At 72.3% G+C, this 18,022-nt stretch carries 17 protein-coding genes; 6 read left to right on the forward strand and 11 right to left on the reverse strand.

What is annotated here, in order from left to right; all coding sequences use genetic code 11:
• Positions 1–16: 16 nt before the first annotated feature.
• Positions 17–1,132, reverse strand: coding sequence for an ADP-ribosylglycohydrolase family protein (locus ACZ418_RS13325; RefSeq protein ID WP_468361599.1), 1,116 nt, complete (start codon positions 1,130–1,132; stop codon positions 17–19).
• A gap of 106 nt (positions 1,133–1,238) precedes the next feature.
• Positions 1,239–1,976: a TetR/AcrR family transcriptional regulator gene (locus ACZ418_RS13330; protein ID WP_468361602.1), complete on the reverse strand. Its 738-nt coding sequence runs from the start codon at positions 1,974–1,976 to the stop codon at positions 1,239–1,241.
• A 110-nt stretch (positions 1,977–2,086) separates the two neighbouring features.
• Here ACZ418_RS13330 and ACZ418_RS13335 point away from each other — a divergent pair, with 110 nt between their 5' ends.
• A complete protein-coding gene (locus tag ACZ418_RS13335; RefSeq protein ID WP_468361605.1) occupies positions 2,087–3,127 on the forward strand; it encodes an alpha/beta fold hydrolase in 1,041 nt (346 codons plus the stop codon).
• Positions 3,128–3,377: 250 nt separating this feature from the next.
• Here ACZ418_RS13335 and ACZ418_RS13340 read toward each other — a convergent pair whose 3' ends face one another.
• Positions 3,378–5,873 (reverse strand): tetratricopeptide repeat protein, encoded by a 2,496-nt coding sequence (locus tag ACZ418_RS13340; protein ID WP_468361608.1) that lies wholly within the window; start codon positions 5,871–5,873, stop codon positions 3,378–3,380.
• A gap of 85 nt (positions 5,874–5,958) precedes the next feature.
• Between ACZ418_RS13340 and ACZ418_RS13345 the strand changes: the two genes are divergently transcribed.
• The gene (locus ACZ418_RS13345; protein WP_468361611.1) at positions 5,959–6,468 is read left to right on the forward strand and encodes a DUF2165 domain-containing protein; all 510 of its coding nucleotides are present in this window, start codon (positions 5,959–5,961) and stop codon (positions 6,466–6,468) included.
• On the opposite strand, the gene ACZ418_RS13350 is transcribed toward ACZ418_RS13345, so the two are convergent.
• From ACZ418_RS13350 to ACZ418_RS13360, 3 genes are read right to left on the reverse strand one after another with little or no spacing between them, the layout of a single operon-like run.
• Positions 6,461–7,024 (reverse strand): hypothetical protein, encoded by a 564-nt coding sequence (locus ACZ418_RS13350; RefSeq protein WP_468361614.1) that lies wholly within the window; start codon positions 7,022–7,024, stop codon positions 6,461–6,463. The two genes, ACZ418_RS13345 and ACZ418_RS13350, sit on opposite strands and share 8 nt — an antisense overlap.
• 59 nt (positions 7,025–7,083) lie before the next feature.
• Positions 7,084–9,669, reverse strand: coding sequence for a bifunctional FO biosynthesis protein CofGH (locus tag ACZ418_RS13355; protein ID WP_468361617.1), 2,586 nt, complete (start codon positions 9,667–9,669; stop codon positions 7,084–7,086).
• A 49-nt stretch (positions 9,670–9,718) separates the two neighbouring features.
• Entirely contained in the window at positions 9,719–10,564 is an 846-nt protein-coding gene (locus ACZ418_RS13360) for an LLM class F420-dependent oxidoreductase (protein ID WP_468361619.1), read from the reverse strand.
• Positions 10,565–10,717: 153 nt separating this feature from the next.
• Here ACZ418_RS13360 and ACZ418_RS13365 point away from each other — a divergent pair, with 153 nt between their 5' ends.
• Entirely contained in the window at positions 10,718–12,235 is a 1,518-nt protein-coding gene (locus tag ACZ418_RS13365; RefSeq protein ID WP_468361622.1) for a CehA/McbA family metallohydrolase, read from the forward strand.
• On the opposite strand, the gene ACZ418_RS13370 is transcribed toward ACZ418_RS13365, so the two are convergent.
• The gene (locus ACZ418_RS13370; RefSeq protein ID WP_468361625.1) at positions 12,204–12,740 is read right to left on the reverse strand and encodes a PadR family transcriptional regulator; all 537 of its coding nucleotides are present in this window, start codon (positions 12,738–12,740) and stop codon (positions 12,204–12,206) included. The two genes, ACZ418_RS13365 and ACZ418_RS13370, sit on opposite strands and share 32 nt — an antisense overlap.
• 93 nt (positions 12,741–12,833) lie before the next feature.
• Between ACZ418_RS13370 and ACZ418_RS13375 the strand changes: the two genes are divergently transcribed.
• Positions 12,834–13,403, forward strand: coding sequence for a hypothetical protein (locus ACZ418_RS13375; RefSeq protein WP_468361628.1), 570 nt, complete (start codon positions 12,834–12,836; stop codon positions 13,401–13,403).
• Positions 13,404–13,642: 239 nt separating this feature from the next.
• Here the strand turns inward: ACZ418_RS13375 and ACZ418_RS13380 are convergent, their stop codons facing one another.
• Genes ACZ418_RS13380 through ACZ418_RS13395 form a run of 4 tightly spaced genes read right to left on the reverse strand, consistent with a single transcriptional unit; the run spans position 13,643 to position 16,517 of the window.
• Positions 13,643–14,047 carry a hypothetical protein gene (locus ACZ418_RS13380; protein ID WP_468361631.1) on the reverse strand — a complete coding sequence of 135 codons (405 nt, stop codon included), beginning with the start codon at positions 14,045–14,047 and terminating at the stop codon, positions 13,643–13,645.
• Positions 14,048–14,085: 38 nt separating this feature from the next.
• On the reverse strand, positions 14,086–14,610 hold the full coding sequence (locus tag ACZ418_RS13385) for a protease inhibitor I42 family protein (RefSeq protein WP_468361634.1): 525 nt from the start codon (positions 14,608–14,610) through the stop codon (positions 14,086–14,088).
• A complete protein-coding gene (locus ACZ418_RS13390) occupies positions 14,564–16,129 on the reverse strand; it encodes a peptidoglycan-binding protein (RefSeq protein ID WP_468361637.1) in 1,566 nt (521 codons plus the stop codon). The genes ACZ418_RS13385 and ACZ418_RS13390 overlap by 47 nt, the downstream gene beginning before the upstream one ends.
• Positions 16,130–16,139: 10 nt before the next feature.
• Positions 16,140–16,517 carry a hypothetical protein gene (locus tag ACZ418_RS13395; protein WP_468361640.1) on the reverse strand — a complete coding sequence of 126 codons (378 nt, stop codon included), beginning with the start codon at positions 16,515–16,517 and terminating at the stop codon, positions 16,140–16,142.
• A gap of 146 nt (positions 16,518–16,663) precedes the next feature.
• Between ACZ418_RS13395 and ACZ418_RS13400 the strand changes: the two genes are divergently transcribed.
• Both ACZ418_RS13400 and ACZ418_RS13405 read left to right on the forward strand, forming a co-directional pair.
• The gene (locus ACZ418_RS13400) at positions 16,664–17,059 is read left to right on the forward strand and encodes a nitroreductase/quinone reductase family protein (RefSeq protein ID WP_468361643.1); all 396 of its coding nucleotides are present in this window, start codon (positions 16,664–16,666) and stop codon (positions 17,057–17,059) included.
• Positions 17,060–17,130: 71 nt separating this feature from the next.
• Positions 17,131–18,021: a hypothetical protein gene (locus tag ACZ418_RS13405; protein ID WP_468361646.1), complete on the forward strand. Its 891-nt coding sequence runs from the start codon at positions 17,131–17,133 to the stop codon at positions 18,019–18,021.
• Position 18,022: the final 1 nt, after the last annotated feature.

The raw sequence follows: 18,022 nt of genomic DNA on the forward strand, positions 1-18,022 counted from the left end.
TTGCTGTCGGGGATCCTCAGGCCCGCGGATACCGGACCAGCCACCCCGGCGACGACCCGGCGGGCCCGTGCAGGGCCGGGCCCTGGGTCATCTCCATCGCGAAGTCGTCGGCGAGTTCCAGTACCGTCGGGCGGCCCTCCAGCTCGGCCACCCAGGCCGGGGGGAGGGCCGTTTCGCCGTGGAGGGCGCCGAGGAGGCCGCCGGTGAGGGCGCCGGCCGCTGCCGACGGGCCGCTCTGGTTCACCGCGAGGCACAGTCCGTGCCGCATGTCCTCCCCCACCAGCGCGCAGTACACCGACGCGGCGAGCAGCCCGTCCGCCGTACCGTCGCCCGCCAGTTCCTCCACCCGCGTCGGGCTCGGGATCCCCTGCCGTACCGCCCCGAGGGCATGCTGCAGGGCGTCCGAGACGGGCTGGTGGCCGGGCCGGGCGGCGAGCAGGGCGAGGGCTCGCTGCACGGCACCGTCCAGGCTCTCGCCCCGGGCCAGCGCATGCACGATCACGGCGTACGCGCCCGCCGACAGGTAGGCGAGGGGGTGTCCGTGGCTCTGCGCGGCGCACTCCACCGCGAGCTGCGCGACGAGCTGCGGCTCCCAGCCGACCAGCAGCCCGAAGGGCGCGGACCGGGCCACCGCCTCCGGTCCCAGCTCGCCGGGGTTCTTCGGTGACTCCAGCGTGCCCATGATGTCGTCGCCGAACCCGACGAGCAGCGCCCGGCTCGGATCCCGGCGGGCGTACAGCCACTCCTCACGGGCCAGCCAGCCGTCGTCCTTGCGGCGTTCGTCGGGCCCCCAGTCCCGCTGGGTGGCCGCCCAGCGCAGATACGCCCGGTGCAGATCGGTCGGCGGATGCCAGGCGCCGGTGTCCCGGCGCACCTGGGCCCTTATCAGCCCGTCCACGCTGAACAGGGTGAGCTGGGTGTGATGGGTGACCGTGCCGCGCCGCCCGTGTCCGAAGGCCAGGTCGAGCAGCCCCTCGGGGCCGTACGCGGCCCGGATCTCCTCCAGGGACAGCGGGTCGGCGGGCCCGCCGAGCGCATCGCCCACGGCGACACCGAGCAGGGTGCCGCGCACCCTGCTGCGGAAGTCCTGCTGCTCGGATCGGCCCCAGACGGCGCCGGATGTCGCACTCACTCAGACCTCCTCACGGCACCGTCCGTCCGTACGACGCTCAGCACTGTAATCGACGGCGAACGGTCCGTTCACAGGGGCAAATCACCCCCCAGGGGTCATTCCCGCGTCATTCCCGCCCAGCCATGAGCGCTTCGACCCCGTCGAGGATCCGGTCGAGCCCGAAGTCGAGCGGGTCGGTACCGGCCGGTTCGAAGGCGCCGTCGGCGATGGCCCGGGTCAGGGCCGGGAACCGGTCCGCGTGACGTTCGAGCACCTCGCCGGTGAGGCGGTTCCATTCCCGGTCCTCGTCCGCGTCGAAGTCGGCCGTCTGCTGGGCGAGGCTGCGCACCAGGCCGACGACCAGGACGAAGACCTGGTGCCGCTGGGCCGCCGGCAGGCCGGTCGGCTCCAGGACCGCGTGCGCCGCGTCCAGCCAGCCGAGCTGGTTGGGGCCCATGACCTGGCGGCGCATCGCGGTGGCGGCGAGCGCCCAGGGATGGGCGCGGTAGAGGTCCAGGCACCGGCGGGCCCACAGCCGGGTCCCGGCTCGCCAGTCGCCCTCGGCGGTGGAGAGGTCGGGGACCTCGGCCAGCATCGACTCGATCATCAGCTCGACCAGCTCCGCCTTGCCGGGCACATAGCGGTAGAGGGCCATCGCCGAGACGCCGAACCCGGCGGCGACCTTGCTCATCGAGACCGCGTCCAGCCCCTGTGCGTCGGCCAGTTCGACGGCGGCCGCGGCGATGCGCTGCGGGGACAGCGTCGGCTTGGGCCCGCGCGTGGGCTGCCCCTGCTCTCCCCACAGCAGCGCGAGGACCGCCCGCGGATCGCGGTCCTGCTCCTGCTCGCTCTTCCGCCCGCCCATGGTGTCCCTCCCGATCGCCGCAGCGCGAAGCCCGTTGACTCCACCAGACAACTGTATATACCGTAAACACACAGAACAGCTGACGCCGTAAACAGTTTAGGGGGAACACCATGCTGCTCACCTATCGGGCCCTCAAGCGCCGCGCCCTCGCCAGGAAGCTCACGATCACCACCCCGAACGGCATCGACGAGTCCTCGTACGTCCGCATCGGTGGCATCGACCAGTGGATCTCCGTCCGCGGCGAGGACCGGACCAACCCGGTGATCCTGGAGATCCACGGCGGCCCCGGAGCCTCCAACCTGATCTTCACCCCGCGCACCCGCGCCTGGGAGCGGCACTTCACGATCGTCCGCTGGGACATGCGGGGCGCCGGCCGGACGTTCGCCGCGGGCGGCCCGGAAGGCCAGGGCGAGCTGACCCTCGACCGTCTCCACGAGGACGCCCTGGAGGTCACGCACCACATCCGCACCCGCCTCGGCGTGGACAGGCTCCTGCTGGTGGCCAACAGCTTCGGCACGGTCACCGGCCTGCGCCTGGTCCGCGACCACCCCGAGCTGTACTCGGCGTACGTCGGCACCGACCAGAACATCGTCGGCGGGGGCCGGGACACCTCCGCCTATGAGGCGCTGCTGGCCCGCCTGGAGAAGGCGGGCAGGAAGAAGCAACTGGCGAGGATGACCGCCATCGGCCCCGACCGGTCGGCCTGGTCGGCCCACGAATGGGCGGAGTACGCGAAGACGGTGGTCACGACCGACCCCCTCACCTACGACACCATGAAGACGGTCGTCATCCGCTCCCTCTGGTTCTCCCCCCTGCACACCCTCCGCGACCTGCGCACCTACCTGAAGGCCCAGACCTTCTCCGAGACGCTCGGCCCCCAGGCGATGACGATCGACGAGTACGCCGAGGGCACCGCCTTCCGCCTTCCCTTCTTCGTCTTCCAGGGCGAGAGCGACGTCCTCACCCCACCCGAGCCGGCCCGCCGCTTCTACGAGTCGGTCACGGCCCCGGTGAAGGACTTCGCCCTGATCGAGGGGGCGAGCCACTTCGCGGCCTTCCGCAAGCCGGACCAGTTCCTGGACCTGATGCTGACCAAGGTGCTGCCGGTGGTGACGGAAGACCGGCCGAACAGCATCAGCCGTACCACGTGACGTTGCCGACGTAGACGCACTCATGCCGTGGCACGGCAAGGAAGCTGATGAAACCGCGTCCGGCCACCATTCCAGGTGGCAACCCTCCCGTGACGTACTCGGCACTCGGGTTGTAGTCCCAGGCCCAGTCTGCTGCGCGTTCGTCGTTGCCTCGAACAGGTGCCGCGTTTCACTCGGGCCGACACGGGCCCTGAACCCGGGCCGCGCTCCGGGTCCTTCGGAACCGGGTCGTGGCGAAGCGGGCCCCGGGTCAGTTGACCGAGGACGGGTGGTGGCGCGGTGGTGGGGGTGTGGGGAGGGAGAGGTGGGCGGCGTGGGACTCGTCCGCCTCGGCCAGGGCGTCCGCGCCGAGCCGGCGGTGCACCTCCGCCCGGCGGCGCAGCGCCCAGGCGTAGACCGGGTTGAGCGACAAGGCGCGGTCGAGGTCGGCGAGGGCCTCCTGGAGGCGGCCGAGGTTGGCGTACGAGGCGCCCCGGCTCGCGTATGCCGAGGCGTAGTCGGGGTCCAGGGCGAGCGCGCGGTCGTAGTCGGCGAGCGCCTCCTCGTCCCGGCCGGCCACCCGGAGCGCGTCACCGCGTTCGCAGCGGCCCCAGGCCCAGTCCGGCTGGAGGGCGAGCGCCCGGTCCAGGTCGGCGAGCTGCCGGGTGCGGTCCCGGCGGGCGCGCCAGAGACGGGCCCGGCGGGCGAGCGCCCACGCGTAGTCGGCGTTGAGATCGAGCGCCCGGTTCAGATCGGCCTGCGCGTCGTCCAGCTCGCCGAGGGCCAGTCGGGCGGCCCCCCGGGAGGCCCAGGCGAAGGCCTGGCCGGGGTCGAGCCGGATCCCTCGGTCGAGGTCGGCCACCGCCTCCTCGTACCGGCCCAGGATCCGCAGATGCTCACCGCGCAGGAACATGTTGTACGGATTGTCCGGCTCCAGCTCCAGCACCCGGCGCAGGTCCTCCAGGGCCCCCCGGTAGTCGCCGAGCGAGCTGCGCGCCAGGACCTTGCCGCGCAGGGCCCGCACCAGGGAGGGGTCGAGCGCGAGGGCCCGGTCGTACGCGTCCAGCGCGCCCTGCTGGTCGCCGTCGCGCGCCAGGGCGTCGCCGCGGACCGCGTACGCCGTCGCCCGCCAGGGCTCCTCGCCCCGCGCCCGGTCCAGCAGGACGGCCGCCACCCCGGCCGCCGCGTCCGCCGCGAACGCCTCCGCCAGCGCGTCTCCCCAGCCCGCCAGGTTCCGCGCGCCCGTGGCACCTGTGTCCTCGCCCGCCTCGACGAGCAGCCGCACCCAGCGCCACAGGACGTCGTCCCCGTGGTCGCAGGCGGTGACGACGTCCGCCAGCACGGCGGGCAGTGCGGCGCGGGGATCCGCGCACAGCGAGTGGTAGGACTCGGCCAGGCGCAGCTCCCGCCAGTCCTCCTCCTTCCAGAACTCCCCAGGTTCCAGGGCGGCTTCGGTCTCCGTGCGCCATCCCGCGAACGTCCGCGCGAGCCGCCGGTGCCGCTCGGCCCAGCTCCGCGGCGACTGCCGGCGCTGCAGCCGCAGCATCGGCGCCCGCACGAGATCGTGGTACCGCATCCGGTCCCCGCGCCCGCTGACGAACGGCATGCTCTGCAGCCACGCGTACAGCCCGTCGAACTCCTCCTCCGGGCACTCGACCACGGCCCGGAACACATCCGCGTCCAGCGTCCGGGGCAGCGCGCAGGCCAGCGCGGTGGCCCGGTGCACGGGGTCCTGCACCCACTTCAGGAACCGCTCCACGGCCGTTCCGCTGGGGTCGCCCACGTCCCGCGGGTCGGCGGGGCGGGTCTCGGCCAGGGTGGAGACGAGCACCGGCAGGCCCCCGGTCAGCCGCAGCACCTCGGCGACGACCGGCTCGTCCCGGACGCCCTTGTCCGCGAGGAGGCCGCGCGCCTCCGTCTCCGTGAAGGGACCGAGCGGCACGTCCGCCACGAAGTCCGCGAATCCGGCCCAGCGGGCGGGGGCGAGCGGGAGCTGGCCCGCGGTCACCAGGACCACGTTGGCCGGCAGGGTGCCGTACCGGTCCGTCGTCATGATCTCGTGCAGCCAGCCGTCCAGGAACGTGCCCGTGCGCTCGTAGGTGTCGAAGAGCAGGACGATCCACGGTGCGGCGGAGGCGGAGGCGGCCAGCTCGCCCAGCAGCGCCGGGGTCAGGACCCGCTCCGGCGACAGCACCAGGCGCACGTCCTCCTGGTTGCGCAGCCGCGCGCTGAGTCCGGCCCGCAACCGGTCGGCGTTCTGGGCGAGTTGGGCCGCGTCCAGCGCGCCGGCGAACGGTCCGACGCCCGGCACCATACCGAGCCCGACGAGCCCGGCCCGCGCCACCGCCAGTGCACCCGCCGACGGGCGCGGCGCCGCCTCCGGGTCGAGGGCGAGCGCGGCGGCCTCCGCCTCGTGCCGCCGCTCCCGGTAGGCGGCCAGCAGCCGCTCCAGCTCCTTGCACCGGTGGCCCTGTCGGCCGAACTGGTCGCAGATCGCCGCCATCGCCTCCGGCACGCTTCCGACGCTCTCGTCCACGTACGCCGTCAGCGCCCCGCGCTCCCGCGCGATCTGCTCCAACTCCCGTACGAGGAAGGTCTTTCCGACGCCCGCGTTGCCGTGGACGTGGAAGAGGAAGCGGTGGCGTTCGTCCTCGGGGGGTACGTCCAAGTTGGCCCGGAACGCGGCCCGTTCATCGCTGCGTCCGACGAACCCCGCCCGTCTGCGCCGTCCGATCAGTTCCTGCATCGACGGCCGTGCCTGCGCCATCCGTCCGCCCCTCCCGCAGCCCGCTCTCCCATTCTGGCGCAATGACCACGCGATAAGCGGGCCTTGGGCAGGGGAGAATCCAGCCATGACCACCAACCCCCCACGTCACACCGGCCTCAGCCTCGCCGCCGGTGCACTCACCGGCATACTCGCCCTCTACATAGCCCTGGTCGCCCTCGGGAACATCACCGACTTCGGGACCAACCAGCAGTTCGTCCGGCATGTGCTGGCCATGGACACGACGTTCAAGGACGACAACCTCATGTGGCGGGCCGTCACCAGCACCGGCCTCCAGGACACCGCGTACGTCCTCATCATCGTGTGGGAGACGGTGGCGGCCCTGGTGCTGATCTGGGGCACGTACCTCTGGGCGCGACGCAAGGACGACGACCTCGCGCGGCGCTGGTCCACCTACGGACTGCTGATGCTGCTGCTGCTCTTCGGCGCCGGGTTCATCGCGATCGGCGGTGAGTGGTTCTCGATGTGGCAGTCCAAGACCTGGAACGGGCTGGAGGCAGCGACCCGTATCTTCCTGCTCGCCGGGGTCGCCCTGATCGTCAACCAGCTGCCGGCCCGCCGGGTGGACGCTATTTGACGACCGCCACCCTGGTGCCCTGATCGCCGAAGGACCACAGGGCGGCGCCGTCCTCCTTGTGCATCCGGATGCCGCCCAGCTTCTTGCCGTCCGCCGGGGGCGGCGAGGAGCCGTCCAGGGCGTTGGAGAAGGCTATGTTCACGCCCTGCACCTTGGTGAAGTACATGATGTGCTCGATCTCCACGCCGTCCGAGCCCCTGAGGGACTGGGTACGCAGGGTGACCGAGTAGCGGCCGGGCTGCGGGCTCACCGTGCCCGGCCACACCGTGAACGTCCGTGACGCCTTGCCCGTGGCGTCGACGAGCCACACCCGCTTCTCGCCGAGCGAGTACACGATCCGGCGGCCCTCGCCCGACGCGTCCGGCAGCGCGGGCGGGGCCGGGGAGTGCGGCGCGGCGGAGCCATGGGCGCTCGCCGACGCCGACGGGCGCGGCTTGGCCACGGCGGCCGCGGGGTGCGGCCCGTGGTCCGCCTGTACGGCGAGGGCGACGACGGCCGCGGTCGCGCCTGCCGTCAGGCCGGTGACCCAGGCCCAGGAGGGCAGTCGGGCAGCCACGGGTTCGCATCTCCTCCGCTACGGGGCCCCGCCTCAGGTCGGGGGTCGGATCATCGTACTCAGTCCAGGACGGGCAGCAGCTCGGGCAGGTGGCCGTCGGAGGCCTCCGCCGCCCGCTGCCGCTCCTGAGGCACCTCGCCGTAGAGCGTGGTGCGCGGTTTCGCCGGGCGGCCGGCCGCCTCGGCCACGGCGACCAGATCGCGGACCGACTTGTACGAGCCGTACGACGAGCCCGCCATGCGGGAGATCGTCTCCTCCATCAGGGTGCCGCCCAGGTCGTTCGCTCCCGAGCGGAGCATCTCCGCCGCACCCTCCGCGCCCAGTTTCACCCAGCTTGTCTGGATGTTCGGGATCCAGGGGTGGAGGAGGAGCCGGGCCATCGCCGTCACCGCGCGGTTGTCCCGCGTGGAAGGGCCGGGGCGCGCGATGCCCGCGAGGTACACCGGGGCGTTCGTGTGGATGAAGGGGAGGGTGACGAACTCCGTGAAACCGCCCGTCTCGCGCTGGATGGCGGCCAGCGTGCGCAGATGGCCCAGCCAGTGGCGGGGCTGGTCGACATGGCCGTACATCATGGTGGAGGAGGAGCGGATGCCCAGCTCGTGGGCCGTCCTCACCACCTCGATCCAGGTGGCCGCCGGCAGCTTGCCCTTGGTCAGCACCCAGCGGACCTCGTCGTCCAGGATCTCCGCCGCCGTCCCCGGGATGGAGTCCAGGCCGGATTCCTTCGCCGCCGTGAGCCACTCCCGGATCGACATCCCCGTCCGCGTCGCGCCGTTCACTACCTCCATCGGCGAGAAGGCGTGCACGTGCATACCGGGAACGCGCTCCTTGACGGCCTTCGCGATGTCGAAGTACGCCGTCCCCGGCAGGTCCGGATGGATGCCGCCCTGCATGCACACCTCGACCGCGCCCACGTCCCAGGCCTGCTGGGCGCGGTCGGCGACCTGTTCCAGGGACAGCGTGTACGCGTCGGCGTCCGTGCGGCGCTGGGCGAAGGCGCAGAAGCGGCAGCCCGTGTAGCAGACGTTGGTGAAGTTGACGTTGCGGGTGACGATGTACGTCACGTCGTCCCCGACGGCCGACCTGCGCACGTCGTCGGCCACCCGGCACAGCGCGTCCAGCGCGGGGCCGTCCGCGTGCAGCAGGGCCAGGGCCTCGGCGTCGGAGAGCTTGGTCGGGTCGTCCGCCGCCGTCGCCAGCGCCTGGCGTACGTCCGTGTCGATGCGCTCCGGCGCCATGCCGGGGGCCGCCGCCTCGCGCAGCGCCTGCCAGTCGCCGTACACCTCGTCGAAGTCGTCGCGCCGGTCGGCCGTGCGGCCCTCGGTGTCGATCGTGCGGTGCAGGTCCGTACGGCCGGACGGTACGAAGGCCTCCTCCGGCTCCTGCCACGGCCGGCCCTCGACGGTCGCGTCCGGCAGGGCCAGGCCCGTCTCCGGGTCGGCCAGCGCGCTCACGTGCGGGCGCAGCCGCGGGTCCAGCCAGGGCTCGCCGCGGCGCACGAACTCGGGGTAGACGCAGAGGCGTTCGCGCAGCTCGAAGCCCGCGGCTCGGGAGCGTTCGGTGAGTTCCTCGATCTGCGGCCAGGGGCGTTCGGGGTTGACGTGGTCGATGGTCAGGGGCGACACCCCGCCCCAGTCGTCGATGCCGGCGCCGATCAGCCGTTCGTACTCGGAGTCGACGAGGTTCGGCGGGGCCTGGAGGCAGGCGGAGGGGCCCATGATGTGGCGGGCGACGGCCACCGTGGCGACCAGGTCGTCGAGTTCGGCGTCCGGCATGCCGCGCATCGCCGTGTCCGGCTTGGCGCGGAAGTTCTGGATGATCAGTTCCTGGATGCCGTGGTAGGCCCTGGAGACCTTCCGGAGGGCGAAGAGGGACTCGGCCCGCTCCTCGTACGTCTCCCCGATGCCGATCAGCAGGCCCGAGGTGAAGGGGACCGAGGAACGGCCGGCGTCCTCCAACACCCTCAGCCGTACGGCCGGTTCCTTGTCCGGGGAGCCGTGGTGCGGGCCGCCGGGCTCGGACCACAGCCGGGTCGCGGTCGTCTCCAGCATCATGCCCATGGAGGGGGCCACGGGCTTGAGCCGCTGGAAGTCCGTCCAGGTCATGACGCCCGGGTTGAGGTGGGGCAGCAGGCCCGTCTCCTCCAGGATGCGGATGGAGATCGCGCGGACGTAGGCGATCGTGTCGTCGTAGCCGTGCGCGTCGAGCCACTCGCGCGCCTGGGGCCAGCGGTCCTCGGGCTTGTCACCCAGGGTGATCAGGGCTTCCTTGCAGCCGAGGGTGGCACCCTTGCGGGCGATGTCCAGCACCTCGTCCGGGGACATGAACATTCCGTGGCCGGCCCGGCGCAGCTTGCCGGGGACCGTGACGAACGTGCAGTAGTGGCATTTGTCCCGGCACAAGCGGGTGAGGGGGATGAAGACGCTCTTCGAGTACGTGATGACACCGGGACGGCCCGCCTGTTCGAGACCCGCGTCGCGCACCCGGGCGGCGGACGCGGCGAGGTCGGTCAGGGCCTCGCCGCGGGCCTGGAGCAGCACCGCAGCCTCGGCGACGTCGAGGGCGACGCCGTCCCGGGCGCGTTTGAGGGCGCGACGCATGGAGTTCTCGGTCGGTCCGGTTCCGGAGGACGCGGAAGTCGTCATCCCCTGAGCATACGTTCGGGGTGATTACGGAAGATGGCTCCCGCTGGGCCTACAGGTAACTCCCGTATTCCTCCAGCACCCCCAGCACCTCCGCCTCCCCCGCCGGCGGCAACTGCAGTACGACCTCCTCGATGCCCAGGTCCGCGTAGTGGGCCAGCTTGCCCGGCGTGGGCTGGACCGCGTACGGGACGACCTGGAGGGCGGCCGGGTCGCGGCCCGCGTCGGCCCACAGCGTGCGCAGCACCGGCAGGGACTCGGTGAGACCCCGGCCGCCGATCGGCAGCCAGCCGTCGGCGTACTCGGCGATGTGCGCGAACAGTTTCGGCCCGGCCGCCCCACCGACGAGGGTGCGCGGGCCGACGACCCGGCCGCGCGGCTTCCGCACCGGCTTGGGGTGGGCGTGGCTGGCCCGGACGCGGGCGAACTCGCCCTCGTAGGACACCGGTTCCTCGGTCCACAGCGCCTGCATCAGCCGCACCCGGTCCCGGACCAGTTCCCGGCGCGTGCGCCACTCCACCCCGTGGTCGGCGGCCTCCTCGACGTTCCAGCCGTAGCCGAGACCGAGGGTGAAACGGCCGCCGGACAGGTGGTCCAGGGTGGCGATCTGCTTGGCCAGCGCGATGGGGTCGTGCTGGGCGAGGAGGGTGATGCCGGTGCCGAGGCCGAGGCGCTCGGTGACGGCCGCTGCCTGGCCGAGGGCGACGAAGGGGTCGAGGGTGCGGCCGTATTCGCGGGGCAGGTCGCCGCCGGCCGGGTACGGGGTGGTCCGCTCGACCGGGATGTGGGTGTGTTCGGGGAGGTAGAGGCCGGCGTAACCGCGGTGTTCCAGTTCGCGGGCCAGCCGTACCGGCGCGATGGTCTCGTCGGTGAGGAAGATGGTGACGGCGATACGCATGGCCCATCTGTACCGGGCCGGGCCTGCACTGTCCATACCGACTGGTCGGCATTGTCCGTGCCCATGGCCGTGATACCGCGTGCATGACACCTGTCGGATGCCACTCGCCCTCTCGTTCACGAGCGTTAACGCGCGGACGGGAGAGTGACCGCCATGGCTGAAGACACGCACGGTCAGGCTCATGGCATCGGCAGACGCGCGCTGTTCGTGACGGGCGCCGCCGCTGCCCTTACGTTGGGAAGCGTGAGCTTCGCAGCGGCGGACGGTCAGCAGCAGGAGACCCGGACGGCACGCGGCACCCTGCCGCCCGGCTCCCCCGACTTCGTGTACGTCCCGGTCGAAGTCCCCGCCGGCGTACGGGAGATCAGGGTCTCCTACACCTACGACAGGCCCTCGGTTCCGGCCGGCACCCAGGGCAACGCCCTCGACATCGGCCTCTTCGACGAGCGCGGCACCGAGTTGGGCGGCCAGGGCTTCAGGGGCTGGTCGGGCGGCGCCCGCACGGAGTTCTTCGTCCGCGCCGACGACGCCACACCGGGCTACATCCCCGGCCCGGTGCGGGAGGGCACCTGGCACGTGGCGCTGGGCCCCTACACGGTGGCGCCGCAGGGGCTGACCTACGAGCTGACGATCACGCTGACCTACGGCGAGGCGGGCGAGACCCCGCGGCCGGTGTATCCGCCCTCCCGGGCCAAGGGGCGGGGCCGGGACTGGTACCGGGGCGACTGCCATCTGCACTCCTGGTACTCCGACGGCCGCCGCACCCCGGCCGAGATCGCAGCCCTCGCGCGGGCGGCCGGCCTGGACTTCATCAACTCATCCGACCACAACACCCACTCCGCGCACCCCCATTGGGCGGACCAGGCCGGCGACGACCTGCTGATCATGCTCGGCGAGGAGATCACCACCCGGAACGGCCATGTGGTGGCGCTCGGCACCGATCCCGGTACCTTCGTGGACTGGCGCTACCGGGCCCGGGACCACCGCTGGGCCCGCTTCGCGCGGGACATCCGCCGCGCCGGCGGCCTGGTCGTCCCCGCCCACCCGCACGCCACCTGCGTGGGCTGCGGCTGGAAGTTCGGCTTCGGCGAGGCGGACGCCGTGGAGGTGTGGAACGGCCCCTACACCCCGGACGACGAGGTGACGCTGGCCGACTGGGACAACCAGCTGGTCGCCTCCGTGCGGCAGGGGCGGCCCTGGATTCCGGCCATGGGCAACAGCGACGCCCACCGCGACCCGGACACGGTCGGCAGTCCCCAGACGGTCGTCCTCGCCGACGACCTGACCCGGGAGGCGATCCAGGAAGGCATCCGCGCGGGGCGCTCGTACGTGGCCGAGTCGAAGAACGTGACCCTCGCGTTCACGGTGACCGGCGGGCGCGGAGAGCAGGCGGGAATCGGCGAGCGGCTGGCCGTGGCCGCCGACACCCCCGTGGCCGTCCGGCTGGAGGTCTCGGGCGCCCCGCGCTGCTCGATCCGTTTCGTCACCGACCAGGGGGTGCTGTTCACCAGCGATCCGCTGCCGGTGTCCGGCTCGGGCGCGGCCGAGTGGCGTACGACACCCGCTTACGCCGCGTACGTACGCGCCGAGCTGCGGCACGAGACGGCGGCGGGCCCGGTGCCGGGCGCCCTGGCCGCCTTCACCAACCCGATCTTCCTCGGGGCTGTCTGATCTGCTCGGCCGCCCACTCGGCCCACTCGCGCCGCATCGCGTTGAAGCGCAGACCGTACTCCAGCGCGATGCGGCCGTAGACCGAGAGGTCGCCCTCGTCCCAGTCGACGGAGTCGGCGAGCTGCCGCATCTGGTCGTATCCGGCCTGGGACATGGCGGTCAGGTCGGTCAGGTAGGCGCGGGCCTGCTCGGGGCTGAGCACACCGAGGAAGAAGACACGCAGCAGGATGTCGCTGCGGACGACGCGCTGGGGAGGGACCTCGGTCAGCCAGTGGCGCAGCTCCGCCATGCCCGCGTCGGTGATCTCGTACTCCTTGCGGCCGCGCGGACCCTCGGCGGCCACCGTGATCAGCCCGGAGCCCGCCAGCTTCGTCAGCTCGGTGTAGATCTGGCTCTGGGTCGCCGGCCAGACGTTGGCCAGCGAGGTCTCGAACGTCTTCAGCAGGTCGTAGCCGCTGGCGCGACGGTCCGACAGCAGGCCGAGCAGGGCGTGTTTGAGACTCATGCCCCCATCCTACATTCCACTGTTGACATGTCGAGACAGGACCTTCTACTTTTGACATGTCGAGACCAGGACACTCACCGACCGGGGGAACCCATGTCGTACCTGCGCACGTTCTTGCCGTGGATCGTCTTCGCCGTCATCCCCTCGGGGGACTGGCAGTGGGGCGCCCTGGCCGCCCTGGTCGTGGCCGTGGGGATCATCGCCCAGGAGAGGCGCTCCGGCGCCGGCTTCGACGCCCTCGTCATCGAGGCCGGCTCGGCGGTCTTCTTCGCGGTCCTCGCGGCCATCGCCTTCGCCGACCCGCACTCGGGCGTGCACGACTACTCCGCCGCCCTCTCCTCCGGCACCCTCGCCGTCATCGCCGGCCTCTCGCTGGCCGTCGGCCGGCCCTTCACCCTGGGCATCGCCAAGCGCACCACCCCGCGCGAGCTCTGGGGCCTGAAGCCCTTCATCCGGGTCAACGTCGTCATCACGTCCGTGTGGACCGCCGCCTTCGTCCTGACCGCCGTCGTCCTCGCGGTGCTGGCCCGCTCCGGCAGCGCCCACTCGACGCCCGCGACCGTCGTCCAGATCGCCGGTTTCGTCGTCCCGATGCTCTTCACCGTCCGCTACGTCGCCCACGTCCAGGCGAAGGCCCAGGCCGCCGGGCAGGTCGCCCGGTGACCGGCACGAAGGCGCTCTCCTACCGCAACCGCTGGGTCCGCACCGGCCAACTGACCGACGGGGCACGGCTGTACGGCGACCGGGGCCGCCACGATCGGTCGGCGAGCCGCGGGGGTCGCTGCCGGTGTCGGGCGCGGGCACGGTCGAGTGGCGTACGGCGCCTTCCTGAACGGCGATACATACGCGCCGAGTTGCGGCACAGAACGGCGGCCGGACCGGTGCGGGGGCGCCGGCGCCGGTCAGCTCCGTGCGGGCCTCGTCAGCTGCCGTAGTTCGATGACCGTCGCGACGGCACGCAGCCAGCGGGCGGCGGTGTCGTCGGCGGCGACACCGGCCGCGAGCTCGGTGCCGGCGGCCAGCCAGTCGCGTATGACAGCCGCCGCCTCCGGGCGCGGCAGCGGCTCGGCGAGCCCGGCGGCGTAGGCGAGGCCACCGGCCCGGACGATGTCGGCGAGGAAGGCCACCGAGCGCGGCTGGGTGCCGAGCCGGTCGAGCAGCACGGCCGCCCCCACGACGCCGTCGCCGAACAGGGCGGTGCGCCGGGGGCCGGGCGGTGCTGTGAGGCCGTAGCGGAGCAGGACCGGGATGTCGAGCCGGGCCAGCTCGTCGTCGGTGCGGTCCGGGGGATGCGGGGCGGGGTTCATACGGGGTTCATGTTTCCGGTATCGGTGGTGCCGGCGGCTCAGCGGACGGTGACGGTGTAGGTGACGCGCTTCGGCGCGGACTGCCGGTACGGCGCGGTCGACGCCGGGGCCGGGTTGCCGCCGCCGTCCTCGTCGCAGGTGGTGGCGAACGTGCAGTGGGTCAGCACGATCCGGGTGCTGCCCTTGCCGATGGCCTCGAAGGTGAAGGTGAGGCTGCTGCCGGCGCCGACCAGGTGCTTGTCGCCGGAGTCCGAGGTGCTGTGCCGCCCGCGCGCGCGGACCACGTGGGCGTCGGGCCTGGGGTCGGACAGGTACCAGTGCTCACGGGTGGAGGCGTTCTGGTGGACGGTGAGCGTGAAGCGCTCCCCGACCTTCGCGGTGATGCGGGGTTCGTCGGTGGGGTGGGCGACGGGGGCGGGCTCGTCGGTGCCCGACCCGCAGCCCGCGACGAGCGTCAGCAGCGCGACCGCCGCGACGACGCCGCCCGCCGCCCTGCCCCGACGCCTCAGGCTCCGCCTACTTCGCCGTCGGGAGGTACACGCTGTACGCGTCGTTGAGTCCACTGTCCGCTGCCTTGCTCATGTGTCCGTTGATGAAGTCGTTCTCGCTGACCCAGGTCGTCGAACCCCAGGGGTTGTAGATCTGCAGCTTGTCGCCCTCCTGGCCGATGATGGTCATCGCGTGGGCGCCGTCCTTGCCCTTGACGTCGACGGGGACCGGGCGGCCGTCCGCGACCGCCTTCTCGACGTCGGTCAGCACCGCCCTGCGGTCGGCGGCGCCGTCCAGGTCGTGGCGCTGGTAGTCGTCGCCGGTGGCGGCGCCGATGGTGGTGTCGGCGATGTGCTCCTGCCCGTCGGGGCCCATGCCCTCCCAGTGGTCACCGCCGTCGCCCTCCGTGTGCAGCCGGTGCTGCTCGGCCACCAGGCGCTGTTTGAAGGCATCGGGGTCGTCCTCCTGACCGCTGGGGCCGCCCGTGAGGTCGAGGGCGTAGAGGGGGTCGACCATGGCGCGGGCGGTGACGGTGGACGAGGCCACGCAGGTGCCCTCCGAGCCGTCGCCGCCCTGGATCCACCGCTGCCCGTCGAAGGTGACGTAGTCCTTGTTGTTGTTGGAGCCGTCGGAGGCCAGGCCCTCGTCGTCCATGCTGTCCACCTCGGTGACCACCGGCGTGAGATGCCTGCGCAGCCACTCCGGGTCGTGGCCCTGGATCTTGCCCTGGAACTGCTCGATCTCCGCCACGCTGTGCCCGGCGGCCAGGGCCTTCATCAGATAGGCCCGCTCCTGCGGGCTCTGCGACCCGGCCAGCATCTGGTCCATGGCGGCCCGGTCGGCGGCGCTCAGCTGGTCCATGCGCCGGCCGGCGCGCTCCAGGTCGTGCGCGGTGAGGATCTCGTTCAGCACGGGGTCGCCGTCGACGGCACTGGTCTCGGCCAGCATCAGCTTGTCGACGGCCGTAAGGTTGCCCGTGCCCAGCTTGCGCAGACGCGCCTCGGAGACCCACTTGTTCAGGTCCCTGGCGACGGCGTGGGCGGCGTCGTCGGCGGTGATCGCGGCCTTGTGCATGTCCTCGGCGCCCAGGGAGGCGAGGGAACGGGCGTTCAGCCGGACGGCCTTGTCGGCGTCGGACTCGAAGAGGTCGTCGAACCAGCCGTCCTTGCCGCCGAGCATCCCGAGTGCCTGGCGCAGCGAATCCCGCCCGTCGCTGTCCTGGCTCTTGGCGTCCTTGAGGGCGTCGGCGAACGTGAGCAGCGCCTGTCCGCCGCCGTAGAAAGCCCGGCCCACCGCCCCGGCGGCCCGCCCGGCGGCGGCCACCGCGTCCGAGGCGAGGACACTCGTGTTCCCGGCCCAGACGTCCGGCAGGCCCTTCTTGGCCACCCTGTCGATGCGCTTGTACAGGTCCTCGAGGTCCTGCTTCTGGTACAGCTTGCCCAGGAACTCCAGCGTCGCCGTGTCGCCGACCGGGGCGGAGACGGCGAGCGCGTCGTTGATGGCGTCGATCAGGTCGTTCTTGCTGTCGGCGGAGGCAATGGTCTTGCACAGCTCGCCCAGCCTCTTGCTGCGGTCGCCCGTGGACTCCGTCATCGCCCGCCCCTCAGTAGTCGACCAGCGCCGACGGGCGGCCGGCATGGGCGGGCATGGTGCTGGTGAGGTTGCTCTCGCCGACGGCCACGTTGTGGGCGCTCGTGCCGACGAGGCTGTCGCTGCCGTGGTACGCCCCCTTCGACAGCCGTACCTTGTCGGCCAGTTCGTGCAGCGCCGATTCCAGGGCCTTGACCTCCGCCTCCCAGGCGGCGGCGTACGCGTTGAACGCCGCGGCGGCGTCCGGGCCGCCGAGCGCGTCGTCCATGTAGCACATGCCGGGCTGGATCGCCTCGCGGATCTTGCCCGCGTCGTCGCCCGCGGCGTCCAGATCCTTCGCCTGTCCGGACATCCCGGACTTGACCGTGTAGCCGTCCGAAGACGCGCCCATCAGGTTCCCCCGTTGAAATGATCAGAACTGCGCGGGAGGCTAACACGCGACAGCCGGCGGAACGTCCGGGGGTCACAGACCCCGCACCGAGCCGACACACCATCCCCGCCACGACACCGTGCCGTCGGACCAGGAGAGCGAACCGTATGTCAGCCCCCGCAGACCGCAAGCACCGTGTGGTGACCGCCTTCCAGCGGCACATCGCCAACCCACTCAACCGGAGGCTGCCGTTCCAGACCCTCCTGGAGACGACTGGCCGCAGTTCCGGCCTGCCCCGGCAGACCCCGGTGGGCGGCCGCAAGGTCGGCGACTCCTTCTGGCTGGTCTCCGAGTTCGGCTACAAGTCCCAGTACGTCCGCAACATCCAGGCCGACCCGAGGGTCCGCGTCCGCCTCGCCGGCCGCTGGCACCGCGGCACCGCCCACCTCCTCCCCGACGACGACCCGGTGGCCCGCCTGCGCAGCCTGCCCCGCTTCAACAGCGCGGCGGTACGGGCGTTCGGCACGGACCTGCTGACGGTGCGGGTGGATCTGGAGGGGTGACGTCCGTACGGAGCCGGAGAGGCGACGACCCGGGTGAACCTCAGCGGGTGAGCGCGGGGGACACTGCGGACGTGAAACTCACCACCGCGCCCTCCGCCATCGAACCCGCCCGGGACTTCCCGGAGTTGCTGCCTCACGCCCGCCCGGCCGTCCGGCTGCACCCGCGCCGCGGCACACCCGGCCCGCGCGAGAGCCACATCGGCAGCCCCCTGTGCTGGCCGGCCGCCGAGCCGTGGCCGGAGTGCGCCGACCACAAGGATGTCAACGGCAGGCCGTACACCCTGCGGATGGTGGCGGTGGCCCAGCTGACGCAGGCGGACTTCCCCGAAATCGGCTTCCCGGACGGCACGGACCTCGTCCAGCTCCTGTGGTGCCCCGACTGGCACGACCAGCCGCACCCGGAGGGCTGGGGACAGGCCTGCCGACTGTTCTGGCGCCGGGCCGCCGAGGTCGCCGGCCCGCTCGCCGAGCAGCCGGATCCGGCCGAGGAGTGGGACGACGAGCTGGACATGGTCCCGCGCCCCTGCGTGCTGCACCCGGAGCGGGTGACGGACTACCCCGGGGACGAGGAACTCCCGGCCGGCCTCGGCAAACGCTTCGAGGCCTGGCTGGAGGAACGGGACCTGGCCGACGACCTCACCACGATCCCCGGCTACAAGCTGGGCGGCTTCCTGAGCTGGGGTACGACGGACCGCCCCGACCCCCTGGACTGCGGCGACTGCGGGGCTCCGCTGCATCTGTTCCTCCAGTTCGACTCGGCCGAGTACGGGCTCGGCACCTTCGGCCCCGACGGCGCACCCCACCGCTTCCGCCCGCTGGAGGAGCGCGCCACGGAGCCGAGCGAGGCGCTGGGCGACCCGTTGCGCGAGCCGGTGGGCATGGTCATCGGCCGGTACAGCCACGGCGGCCTGTTCACCTGCACGGCCGACCCCCGACATCCGGCGTCGTTCTTCACGCAGTGAG

This window comes from Streptomyces sp. NPDC030820, assembly GCF_055572075.1.

What these genes read in the sequence shown, in the direction of transcription:
- ACZ418_RS13335 (WP_468361605.1), top strand. Translation starts at nt 2,087, where the DNA reads ATGCTGCTCACCTATCGGGCCCTCAAGCGCCGCGCCCTCGCCAGGAAG.
- ACZ418_RS13340 (WP_468361608.1), bottom strand. Translation starts at nt 5,873, where the DNA reads ATGGCGCAGGCACGGCCGTCGATGCAGGAACTGATCGGACGGCGCAGA.
- ACZ418_RS13330 (WP_468361602.1), bottom strand. Translation starts at nt 1,976, where the DNA reads ATGGGCGGGCGGAAGAGCGAGCAGGAGCAGGACCGCGATCCGCGGGCG.
- ACZ418_RS13400 (WP_468361643.1), top strand. Translation starts at nt 16,664, where the DNA reads ATGTCAGCCCCCGCAGACCGCAAGCACCGTGTGGTGACCGCCTTCCAG.
- ACZ418_RS13370 (WP_468361625.1), bottom strand. Translation starts at nt 12,740, where the DNA reads ATGAGTCTCAAACACGCCCTGCTCGGCCTGCTGTCGGACCGTCGCGCC.
- ACZ418_RS13375 (WP_468361628.1), top strand. Translation starts at nt 12,834, where the DNA reads ATGTCGTACCTGCGCACGTTCTTGCCGTGGATCGTCTTCGCCGTCATC.
- ACZ418_RS13360 (WP_468361619.1), bottom strand. Translation starts at nt 10,564, where the DNA reads ATGCGTATCGCCGTCACCATCTTCCTCACCGACGAGACCATCGCGCCG.
- ACZ418_RS13390 (WP_468361637.1), bottom strand. Translation starts at nt 16,129, where the DNA reads ATGACGGAGTCCACGGGCGACCGCAGCAAGAGGCTGGGCGAGCTGTGC.
- ACZ418_RS13380 (WP_468361631.1), bottom strand. Translation starts at nt 14,047, where the DNA reads ATGAACCCCGCCCCGCATCCCCCGGACCGCACCGACGACGAGCTGGCC.
- ACZ418_RS13365 (WP_468361622.1), top strand. Translation starts at nt 10,718, where the DNA reads ATGGCTGAAGACACGCACGGTCAGGCTCATGGCATCGGCAGACGCGCG.
- ACZ418_RS13395 (WP_468361640.1), bottom strand. Translation starts at nt 16,517, where the DNA reads ATGGGCGCGTCTTCGGACGGCTACACGGTCAAGTCCGGGATGTCCGGA.
- ACZ418_RS13355 (WP_468361617.1), bottom strand. Translation starts at nt 9,669, where the DNA reads ATGACGACTTCCGCGTCCTCCGGAACCGGACCGACCGAGAACTCCATG.
- ACZ418_RS13345 (WP_468361611.1), top strand. Translation starts at nt 5,959, where the DNA reads ATGACCACCAACCCCCCACGTCACACCGGCCTCAGCCTCGCCGCCGGT.